10 protein-coding genes and 1 other annotated feature are annotated in these 10,419 nt (G+C 38.3%); of the genes, 1 reads left to right on the top strand and 9 read right to left on the bottom strand.

From position 1 onward, the window contains the following. A partial coding sequence (locus Q0594_RS00005) for an IS3 family transposase (RefSeq protein WP_298728989.1) occupies positions 1-908 on the top strand: 908 nt, incomplete at its 5' end. Positions 909-1,714: 806 nt separating this feature from the next. Here the strand turns inward: Q0594_RS00005 and Q0594_RS00010 are convergent. The 9 genes from Q0594_RS00010 to ftsE all read right to left on the bottom strand — a co-directional run bounded on the left by Q0594_RS00010 (position 1,715) and on the right by ftsE (position 10,184). Continuing rightward, on the bottom strand, positions 1,715-1,960 hold the full coding sequence (locus tag Q0594_RS00010) for a type B 50S ribosomal protein L31 (RefSeq protein ID WP_005604946.1): 246 nt from the start codon (positions 1,958-1,960) through the stop codon (positions 1,715-1,717). Between the two features lie 107 nt (positions 1,961-2,067). Further along, a complete protein-coding gene (tsaD, locus tag Q0594_RS00015; protein WP_259949529.1) occupies positions 2,068-3,087 on the bottom strand; it encodes a tRNA (adenosine(37)-N6)-threonylcarbamoyltransferase complex transferase subunit TsaD in 1,020 nt (339 codons plus the stop codon). A 10-nt stretch (positions 3,088-3,097) separates the two neighbouring features. Then, positions 3,098-4,180 carry a ribosomal protein S18-alanine N-acetyltransferase gene (gene rimI / locus Q0594_RS00020; RefSeq protein WP_298728990.1) on the bottom strand — a complete coding sequence of 361 codons (1,083 nt, stop codon included), beginning with the start codon at positions 4,178-4,180 and terminating at the stop codon, positions 3,098-3,100. Beyond that, positions 4,164-4,895 (bottom strand): tRNA (adenosine(37)-N6)-threonylcarbamoyltransferase complex dimerization subunit type 1 TsaB, encoded by a 732-nt coding sequence (tsaB, locus tag Q0594_RS00025; RefSeq protein WP_298728991.1) that lies wholly within the window; start codon positions 4,893-4,895, stop codon positions 4,164-4,166. The genes rimI and tsaB overlap by 17 nt, the downstream gene beginning before the upstream one ends. 18 nt (positions 4,896-4,913) lie before the next feature. After that, positions 4,914-6,398: a UDP-glucose--hexose-1-phosphate uridylyltransferase gene (locus Q0594_RS00030; RefSeq protein WP_298728992.1), complete on the bottom strand. Its 1,485-nt coding sequence runs from the start codon at positions 6,396-6,398 to the stop codon at positions 4,914-4,916. A 35-nt stretch (positions 6,399-6,433) separates the two neighbouring features. Then, positions 6,434-7,882 (bottom strand): proline--tRNA ligase, encoded by a 1,449-nt coding sequence (gene proS / locus Q0594_RS00035; protein ID WP_070437014.1) that lies wholly within the window; start codon positions 7,880-7,882, stop codon positions 6,434-6,436. A gap of 49 nt (positions 7,883-7,931) precedes the next feature. After that, positions 7,932-8,134, bottom strand: a binding site (T-box leader). Between the two features lie 38 nt (positions 8,135-8,172). After that, the gene (locus tag Q0594_RS00040) at positions 8,173-8,514 is read right to left on the bottom strand and encodes a MazG nucleotide pyrophosphohydrolase domain-containing protein (protein WP_298728993.1); all 342 of its coding nucleotides are present in this window, start codon (positions 8,512-8,514) and stop codon (positions 8,173-8,175) included. A gap of 106 nt (positions 8,515-8,620) precedes the next feature. Further along, entirely contained in the window at positions 8,621-9,508 is an 888-nt protein-coding gene (gene ftsX / locus Q0594_RS00045; protein WP_298728994.1) for a permease-like cell division protein FtsX, read from the bottom strand. Next, the gene (gene ftsE, locus Q0594_RS00050) at positions 9,498-10,184 is read right to left on the bottom strand and encodes a cell division ATP-binding protein FtsE (protein WP_298647771.1); all 687 of its coding nucleotides are present in this window, start codon (positions 10,182-10,184) and stop codon (positions 9,498-9,500) included. The genes ftsX and ftsE overlap by 11 nt, the downstream gene beginning before the upstream one ends. Positions 10,185-10,419: the final 235 nt, after the last annotated feature.

Below are 10,419 nucleotides of genomic sequence, written 5' to 3' on the forward strand. Positions count from 1 at the left end.
GAAAATGCCGCACTAAAAAAATTACAAGAAGTGGAAAGCGAGTTGATGTTTGCCAGACGAAATTTGAAGCGGAATATCAAACGATTAAAAAATTAAGTAAAAGAGGATTTCATATTACTCTATTATGTAAAGTGTTAAAAGTCAGTAGAGCTGGCTATTATAAATGGTTAAATCGTGTCCCTTCGGAATCTGAAAAACGACTACGTCGTTTAATGGAATTAATACACGAAGTATATGAATCTGTTCAAGGTATATATGGATATCGTCGTATCACAATCTATTTAAACTATTATAGAAATGCGAAGGTGAATCATAAATGTATTCAGCGCCTTATGAAATTAATGGGATTAAAGGCAATTATACGAAAAAAACGTTATCGTTATAAATCTAACTCTGAAGAATACACCGCAGCTAATATTTTAAATCGAGAATTTCAGAAAGATTACGAGCCAATGGCTCTACTATTAACGGATATCACTGAATTGAAATATGGAAAGGGAGAAAAAGCTTATTTAAGTGCAGTTTTAGATTATGGCACAAAGAAAATAGTTGCTTATCAAATCTCTAAACAAAACAATAATCAAATTGTTAAAGATACTTTTAATCAAATAAAAAGAAAGATAATTCCAACAAAAACAATGATTCATAGTGATCGAGGATTTCAATATACTTCTCATTTCTTTAAGCACTTTATAGAAAAAGGACAAATAACACATAGTATGTCCCGTCCTGGAAGATGTATCGATAATGGACCAATTGAATCATTCTGGGGAACCTTAAAGGAAGAAGTATATCGTTTATATCATTTCAAAACCTATGAATCTCTTTTCGAGAAAGTTGAGGAGTATATCCAGTTCTATAATAAGAAAAGAATTACTTTATCAATGAGGTTAAAAATCCCAGCATAAATAAAAAGACGAGTTCATAAGAACTCGTCATACACTTTATTTATTTTCCTGTCTACTTGACAGGGTGCACTTCACGTAACTTATATGTTACATTTTGCTTTTTTATTAATCATCTTGAACTTTGTCACGAATAGAACTTACAACCTCTCTACTTGAGTAGAATTTTCAACCCAATAGGCGATTTTGGTATTGCACCAGAAAACTAAAAAGAGAATTCGCTTATCAGACATTCATTGAAACCATAGCGGGAAAAACTATCGAATGCGAATTAAAAGCCGTAATGGATAAATCCATAACGGCTTGTTTGAGGCTTCGAAGGAGAAAGACTACAGGCTTTCTCCGGTATCCCGCTATTTTGTTTCAATAAACAATGGCTGATAGTAAGAATTCTCTGTCCTCATGAACCGCACAAACATCCTCTCTTCTCCCTTGCCCCTTGCAGAGAATAGAATTTTATAAACTCTCCACTCGAGTAGAGTTTTGCGCCAAGAAGGCGATTATGGTACTGCACGAAAAAATTAAAAGAGAATTCGCTTATCAGACATTTATTGAAACCATAGCGGGAAAAACTATCGAATGCGAATTAAAAGCCGTTATGGATTTATCCATTACGGCTTGTTTGAGGCTTCGAAGGAGAAAGACTATAGGCTTTCTCCGGTAGCCCGCTATTTTGTTTCAATAAACAATGGCTGATAATAAGAATTCTCTTTTTCAAACTTCTCCTATTTATACCCTAATCGCCGCCCTTGGCGGAACTTTTGAATGCACAAAAAAACTCTCTCGAAGTGAGAGAGTTTGCAAAGTTCTTATTTGAGACCGTATTTTTTGTTGAAACGATCCACACGTCCGTCTGCTTGAGTGAATTTTTGACGACCTGTGTAGAATGGGTGAGAATCAGAAGTGATTTCCACACGTAGTAATGGGTATTCGTTACCGTCTTCCCATACAACAGTTTCACTTGAAGTCTTTGTTGAACCTGATAAGAATTTGAATCCTGTAGTTGTATCCATGAACACTACTGGATGATAATCTGGGTGAATTCCTTGTTTCATTTCTATTCCTCCTGCCCTGAATTATTTGCTAATCCAGAGTTATTTATTTTCGCATGCATAATGCAACACGAATATAATACCATGCTCAAATTGAATTTGCAATAGTTTTATTCTTCCCCTAATTCTAGCCCTGGAACAGCATTCAAATCCATTTTCGCAAAGTCTTTTTGCATGTATTTAGTAAAGGCTGCAGCACCAATCATCGCCGCATTATCTCCACAAAGTGACAATGGCGGGATGGAGAATGTGACTGTTGGATAGTGCTCTTCCATCATCTGTGTAATCGCTGTGCGAAGCCCTTTATTGGCAGCCACTCCTCCTGCTAACACGAATTGTTTTACAGGATAAGCTTTAAGCGCACGTCTTGTTTTTTCGACTAAAACTTCTACGACACTGGCTTGGAAACTGGCAGCCAAATCTTCGGGGACAATCTCTTCGCCTTTTTGTTTGGCGTTATGAACACGATTGATGACCGCTGATTTTAATCCACTAAAACTGAAATCAAAATGGTCTTCATGAATCATCGCACGTGGGAAGTCATAAGTGTCCGTTCCTAGATGAGCTAATTCGTCCATTTTCTTTCCACCAGGATAGGGCAAGTTCAAAATACGACCAATCTTATCGTACGCTTCTCCTGCCGCATCATCTCTTGTTTCACCGATAATTTGGAACTTTCCATCTTCTGGCATATACACCAATTCTGTATGCCCTCCGCTGACCACCAGTGCCATTAAAGGAAATTGAAGAGGTTCTACAAGTTGATTAGCATAAATATGTCCTGCCATGTGGTTCACTGCAATCAGTGGTTTTCCACTCGCTAATGCCAAGGCTTTCGCTGCAGAAATCCCAATGAGAAGTGCTCCCACAAGTCCTGGACCGTATGTCACCGCAATAGCATCCATATCATCCAAAGTTTTGCCTGCTTTAGCAAGAGCTTCGTCGATAACCTGCGTAATTTGTTCGACGTGATGGCGGCTGGCAATTTCTGGCACAACTCCGCCAAAACGCATATGACTTTTAATTTGAGAGGCAACAATATTTGAAAGGATGGTATTTCCGTTTTGAATCACGGCTGCACTTGTCTCATCACAACTACTTTCAATTGCTAGAATCAATGTTTCTTTCATATTGTTCCTCCTATCTTTGTTCAATTTCTAAGCGATATTCAATCGCATCTTCTACTGGATCACTGTAATAGTCTCTTCTCGTATGGAAGGCTTCGAATCCAAGAATTTCATATAAATATTGAGCACGCTTGTTGCTTTCACGTACTTCTAAAAAGACAACTTTCACATCTCTTTGTTTCAAGTCATATAAGGCCATTTGCCATAAACGTTGTGCGAGCCCTTTACCTTGATAGTCTTTAGCAATTACGATATTCGTTATCGTTGCTTCATCAAGAACCGCTTGGACTCCAAGGAATCCTACTAATTGGCGTTGCATCCATACTCCGTAATACGTGTTTGCTGGATTCTCCAAATCTGCAAGGAAACTCTCGGCGCTCCAATGATTGGGATGCTCGTAATTTTCTTGCACTAACTCAACTAAAGCCTCAGCCATCGCTAAATCAGCTGGTTGAAGTCTTGTAAAAGAGTACTCTGACGAATGGAAGGAAGATGGCGTTTTTGGTGGTAATGTATAGAGCATTTCTACAGCATCCTCATTTTCAGGAGTATAATAATTTTCCTTCGTTCCCATAACGCTATAACCATTCTTTCTATATAAACGAATCGCTTTGGTATTCGATACTCGAGCTTCCAAAGTAATTTCTTTTCTATCAAGGGCTCTTGCAATTTTTTCAATTGCTTTTAACAATAATGTAGCTACATTTAAAAAACGATAATCGTGTAGTACTGCTACATTGGTAATATGTAAATCCGTACCCTCTGTTGTTCTTGCACCGATAAAGCCAACGATTTCCTTTTCCACTTCCAGTACGATATAAATGGCATCAGGATTATAGGCAACATCTTTTTCAAGAATATCTTTTGCCCATGGGGATTCCCCATTATAAGCTGCCTCTTCCACTTCAAAAATACGAGCGGCATCTTCTGGAATTCCAATTCGAATTTTGGCTTGCGCCCCATTTCCAAGAATGACTCTTTTTTCGAAATTTTCAAATTGATTGCGAATCGGTTCTTTATGTTGCGGCCCTTCTAGAAACAGTGCTTTGATTTTTTCAAACCACTGAATGAAGCGTTCTTTAAACTCGTTCCACATACACTGACCCCTTTTCTAAAGGATGCTCAGTTTGCCAATTCTCTTCTGCTTCTGCCAGTTTCAAGTACATTGGGACAAAGACGTACGCGTCAACAGCTTCCTTATTTCTTCCTAATTCAATGAGCGATGTTGCGTGAGGAATAGCGTAAGGCCCTTCAATCCACTTCGCCTCACTCGCTCCTTTTTCTACGATTGCCTCTTTTGTAATCGACTGTAATTGCCCTACAAAAGTTACTCCAGTTGCAAATTCCGGCAATACTTTTAAGAAATCATCCCATGAAATATGTTGCTCTGGAATCACCTTTTTAAAGCCTTCGTCAGTCTTTTGATAGCCTACCGCGAAAATATTTTCACGTCTAGCATCAAAAAAAGGCACAACGACTTCTCCTACTTCTACTTTTGAAGCAAGGTCGGGTAAAAAGACATCGAGACTGGAGATGCCAACAAGTGGAATCCCCAGACTCTTTGCGAGTGTTTTAGCAACAGTAACGCCAATTCGAAGTCCCGTATAAGAACCGGGGCCTTCAGCAACAACGACCTTTGTTAAGTCTTTTGCTGTAATGCCGGCTTCTTCAAAAACGGCTTCAATGGTTGGCACAAGGAGAACACTATGTTGCAAGGTGTTCTCAATCGTTTGTTCAATCATGGTACCGTTTGTCAGTTCTACAGCGACCGATAATGTCTTATTCGATGTATCAAGTGCGAGGATTGTCATACGGCACTTCCTTTCTAACTATTTCGTAAATTCATGCATGAAGGCGCTGAATGCTTCTTGACCTTCTTTTGTTTGTTTAAAGACGCCTGCATATTCTAACACACGGCAAAATTTTGCACTCACCGCTTTTTGTAAAAATGCGTCTACAGTTTCTTTCGTTGGTTCTTGTGCTTTCAATTCTTTTGCCCATTCTTGGTGAATGGCTGCGACTGCTTCAAGAGGTGCTTCTCCAACGAGATACTCTCTCACTTCGCGAAGCTCGCGTTCAAGACGTGGCGGCAAAATCGCAAGCCCCATCACTTCAATTAAACCAATATTTTCTTTCTTAATATGTTGTACATCCGCATGTGGATGGAAAATTCCATCTGGAAACTCCTCTGTCGTACGGTTGTTACGTAATACTAAATCAAACTCATACGCATCTCCTTGACGGCGCACGATTGGAGTAATCGCATTATGCGGTTCGCCGTTTGATTCACGTAAGATTTCAAGGTCTTTGTTTTCGTAGTCTTCCCATGCTTTTAAGATATCAACTGCTACTTCAAATACTTCCTCACGATTATTTCCGCGAAGACGAAGCGCAGAAAGCGGCCAGTATAGACGCTCGATTTCAACAGTGTCAAACTTCTTAGAAATTCCAGTTTCCAAGACTTTAGCACGATTCATCGGAAATTCATAACGTCCCCCTTGATAGTGGTTATGACTTAAAATCGATCCTCCAACAATTGGAAGCCCTGCATTTGACCCTACAAAATAATGAGGGAATTGTGTCACGATTTCAAGAAGTCGGCTAAAGGCACCCTCATCCACTTTCATTGGTTCTAAGTTTTCAGACAAGAAGATGGCATGCTCTGAATAATAAGCATATGGAGAATAATGGTAGCCCCAAGACTCTCCACTAAGTTCCATCCCAACAATGCGGTGGTTGGCACGACCTGGCCAATTGATACGACCATGGTAACCTACGTTTTCAAAGCATAAACGGTTGGCAGGATAATTGAAATCCTTCGATTGCGCCGCTTTGATAATTTCTTCTTTCGTTTTTTCTGGTTTTGATAAATTAATCGTGATTTCTAAATCGCCATACTCTGTTTCTCCGTTAAAAGAAATGTTTTTAGCGATATCATTGACCTTAATTAAGTTCAAATCAAGCGCCATTTTATAAAACGCGTCTGTCGCTACTTTAGGTCCTTCTTCGTATTTATTCCAGAATAGACGGTTCAATTCAGAAGGTTTTGGAATCACAAGGTTCATTAGCTCTTGTTCAAGCCAGTCGCGTTCTTCAGCGTCATCTGCAATCCTCCCTGCTTCAACAGATGCCTCCACCACATTCGCCATTGCCTCTAATAGAGATGGTTGATCAATTTCTTTACAAGCCTCAAAAGATTCTTCTCCCACTAAATAAAGCACGCGATTTAATAAATAGCTACGATCCTCTTTTGATGCATACCCTGATTCAATCGCACTATTTACAAACTCCTGAATCGCTTTATTCATTTTCATAATCTGGTCCCCCTACCAATTAAAATTCATTTCTATTAATATGCACGTGCAATCCAAACTGTATGCACAGCTGGTTTGCCAGTAACGATACATTTTTCTTTTTTCACTGGAGCATTAAATGGAATATTACGAGTTGTAAAGCCTGTTTCTTCTTTAATTTTTGCTTCACTTTCTTCTGTTCCATCCCAACCAACTAATACCCAACCAGGTACTTCGCCAGCTTCGCGTTTTGCTTCGATGTGAGCTTTTAACTCATCCAAAGTATCAATGTTTGTATATTCGTTAGAAGCACGCATCGCACGAGCAGTTTCTAACATACGAACTTGCATTTTATCTAATTCAGATAAAATGGTATCTACTAAACCGTCGAATCCAACTGCTACTTTTTCATCTAAGTCACGCATTTTTGTCATCACTTGATTATTTTCTAAGTCGCGAGGTCCGCATTCGATACGCATTGGAACACCACGTAATTCCCACTCATTGAATTTGAATCCTGGTGAGTTATCAGTGTCGTCGATTTTCACGCGTAATCCAGCAGCTTTCAATTCTTTTTGAAGCTCTTCTAATTTTTCTAAGATGGCTGGATTTTTCTTCCATGGTCCAACAGGGATTAAGACTACTTGTGTTGGAGCCACTTTCGGAGGTAATACTAACCCTTGTTCGTCCCCATGAGTCATAATTAATGAACCGATTAAACGAGTAGATACTCCCCATGAAGTTGTATGAGCGTATACATGTTCATTTTCTTTTGTTAAATATTTGATGTCGAACGCTTCAGCGAATTTTGTTCCCATGTAGTGAGAAGTTCCCGCTTGAACGGCTTTACCGTCTTTCATCATTGCTTCGATGGAGTAAGTATCTACTGCTCCTGCAAAACGTTCTGAAGGAGTTTTTTGACCTTCGTAAACTGGCACTGCTAATACGCCTTCTACAACTTCTTTATAAACCTCTAACATCTTCATTGTTCTGCGACGTGCATCTTCCTCATCTGCATGCGCTGTATGTCCTTCTTGCCATAAGAATTCTGAAGTACGTAAGAATGGTAAAGTTTTCTTTTCCCAACGGAATACATTTGCCCATTGGTTAATTTCATATGGAAGATCACGGTATGAATTAATCCAGTTTGAAAAAGCTGTTCCAATCATTGTTTCACTTGTTGGACGTAGTGCTAAACGTTCTTCCAATTTTTCGCCAGCTGCTTCTGTCACCCATGGTAATTCAGGAGCGAATCCTTCGATGTGGTCTGCTTCTTTTGTAAAGAAGCTTTCTGGAATTAACATTGGGAAGTATGCATTACGAATGCCTTCTTCTTTAAAACGACGGTTAAATTCCTCTTGAATATGTTCCCAGATTTCATATCCGTCTGGTTTAAAAATCATACATCCACGCACTGGTGAATAGTCCATTAAATCTGCTTTTTGAATGGTTTGAATATACCATTTAGAGAAATCTTCTCTTTGTAAGTTTGTTTTTTCTGCCATCTGCTTAGCTCCTTTTCATTTTTTGTGAAATAAAAAAAGCCACTCCCCTAAAAAGGACGAATGACTCGCGGTACCACCTTAATTACACTTACTTTGTAAATGTCTCTTTAACATTGATAACGATGATTTCACCGGATTATTTTCATAATCACCTCTTTTGGTAGGTTCAGTTAAAGAGCGGGGGTTCTTTCTCAGCAATCAGAACTTTCTGTACCCATCATTTCACTTACTTTTCCAAATCCTATCCTACTCTAAACACACTCGTAAAGCAAGTGTTTTCTTGCTGTAAACTAGTCGTTTTTTGCTGTTTGCTCTATGTACTCCATCAAGTTCGTTGAATGCTGGTATTTAATAGCCGCACTTAAGTCTTTTTCTAAGATGACTTTCTCTAAATCAATTCCATTTACTCCTGCAATAGCAATCGTATAATGAATTACGTCCGCCAGTTCTTTCCCTAATTCTTCGCTCACAGCTTCTTTATCTCCATCTTTTCTTCCGTCGCGAATGCTAATTTGTTCTGCAACTTCACCAATTTCTTCCACTAATTTAATAAAAAGTCCTTGATCATTGTTTCTATTCTTATATACATTTTCTAAGTATTCTTGATACTTTTTAATTGTTAGTTTTGACATCTTTAACACCACTTTCCAATACACTCCCAAAATATTAATCAGTTGTTTGATTTCTTTTATCCTAATAAAAAAGACGAACATGTAACGTTCATCTTTTTCATATTAGCTATTTTTTTAAGAATCTTCTCATTGAAAGAATAGAACCAAAAGCTCCAATAGTGATACCGATAGCAGCCATGGCCAATGAGACATAAATTAAGAATGGATTAGGATCAAGTAAGCTAAAACTTGAACCAGAGAAGAAGTCTGATCCACCTTTATAAATCCATAGATAGATTGACCACACTAATCCGATTGGAATAATAGAACCAAGTAATCCAATCATCCCACCTTCTAAGAAGAAAGGCCAGCGAATATACGCCTTTGTAGCTCCTACTAAGCGCATAATCTCAATTTCAGTTCTTCTTGAGTAGATTGTTGAGCGAATCGTATTAGAGATTAAGAACATTGCTAACGCTAATAGCCCCACAATAATGACAGCACCGATGTTTCGAGCTGTAGCAATAATTCGGAATAAATTATCCGCACGAGCTTCACCATAACGAACACGAGCTACATAATCCATCCCTTCGATAGCTTTAGCAACCGCACTTGTTTTTTGAGGTTCTTTTGCTTTTACATCAAAAGCATTACGAAGTGGATTTCCATCATTTTTAAACAATGAAAATTCCTCAGCAAAGCTCTTTGTTACATCTTCTAATTCTTCATCTTTTGAACGGAATGTTACAGATTCTACATCCGCTAATTCTTTAATTTTCGCTTCTAATTGATCTGTCTTTTCCTGATCTGCTGCCAAATCAATATATACACGAACATTAACGTCATTTTCAATATCTGATCCAATTTTGTTCACATTAAATAATAATGAAACAAACACACCAACGATTAAAAGAATCATTGATACCGCAGAAATCGAACCAAATGTCATTAATCCGTTTCTGAAAAGACTCTTGAAGGCGTCACGTATATGACGACCCATCGTTCTAATCTTCATATCCGTATTCCCCCTGTTCTTGGTCACGAACAATTTGTCCACTTTCAATGGCTAAAACACGATGCTTTTTCTCGTTTACGATTTGACTATTATGAGTCGCCATCACAATGGTAGTTCCTTGTTCATTAATTCTTTCTAAAATATCCATAATTTCCATAGATGTATCTGGATCTAGGTTCCCTGTAGGCTCATCGGCAATTAAAATTCCCGGAGTATTCACAATTGCTCGAGCAATCGCTACACGTTGTTGTTCCCCACCAGATAATTCATTTGGGAAATTATTCATACGATGTTTTAAATTTACTAATTCTAACACTTCGTCTACACGGCGTTTAATTTCGCGAGGAGACTTTTCAATTACTTCCATCGCATAAGCCACATTTTCATAGACTGTTTTATTTTGTAAAAGTTTAAAATCTTGGAATACGACACCAACATAACGGCGTAAGAATGGAATTTGACGATCTTTAATCTTCATCAAATCATATTTTCCCACACGAATTCTACCCTTTGTCGCTTTTTCTTCACGATACATCATTTTAATGAAAGTTGATTTCCCTGCACCAGAAGGCCCTACTACATAAACAAAATCTCCATCTTTAATTTGGATTGATAAATTATTAATAGCAGTAATTCCTTTACTATATTTCTTAGTTACATTCATCATTTCAATCATAAACTCACCAGCTTTCTAATCCTACGATTTTTTAATCTTCACCATTATAGCACCCTAATATTACAACACCTTCACATAAGATTACAGAAATATTAAATTAAGGATACGAGGGCGAACGCTCAGGACTGAAACACTGGACCAGAGCGACGCAAGGAACGTGAAACGTTCTGCGGACGACTCCGGGAAGTGGACGTCAGTCCTGTGAGCCCGAGTTCAACTACACAGGATGTGAGCA

It is taken from the genome of uncultured Granulicatella sp. (assembly GCF_938030755.1).
In the GTDB taxonomy this organism is placed as follows: domain Bacteria; phylum Bacillota; class Bacilli; order Lactobacillales; family Aerococcaceae; genus Granulicatella.

Bases quoted from the DNA above. Each gene is read 5' to 3' on its own strand.
- Q0594_RS00010 (WP_005604946.1), bottom strand. From the start codon at position 1,960: ATGAAACAAGGAATTCACCCAGATTATCATCCAGTAGTGTTCATGGAT.
- tsaD (WP_259949529.1), bottom strand. From the start codon at position 3,087: ATGAAAGAAACATTGATTCTAGCAATTGAAAGTAGTTGTGATGAGACA.
- rimI (WP_298728990.1), bottom strand. From the start codon at position 4,180: ATGTGGAACGAGTTTAAAGAACGCTTCATTCAGTGGTTTGAAAAAATC.
- tsaB (WP_298728991.1), bottom strand. From the start codon at position 4,895: ATGACAATCCTCGCACTTGATACATCGAATAAGACATTATCGGTCGCT.
- Q0594_RS00030 (WP_298728992.1), bottom strand. From the start codon at position 6,398: ATGAAAATGAATAAAGCGATTCAGGAGTTTGTAAATAGTGCGATTGAA.
- proS (WP_070437014.1), bottom strand. From the start codon at position 7,882: ATGGCAGAAAAAACAAACTTACAAAGAGAAGATTTCTCTAAATGGTAT.
- Q0594_RS00040 (WP_298728993.1), bottom strand. From the start codon at position 8,514: ATGTCAAAACTAACAATTAAAAAGTATCAAGAATACTTAGAAAATGTA.
- ftsX (WP_298728994.1), bottom strand. From the start codon at position 9,508: ATGAAGATTAGAACGATGGGTCGTCATATACGTGACGCCTTCAAGAGT.
- ftsE (WP_298647771.1), bottom strand. From the start codon at position 10,184: ATGATTGAAATGATGAATGTAACTAAGAAATATAGTAAAGGAATTACT.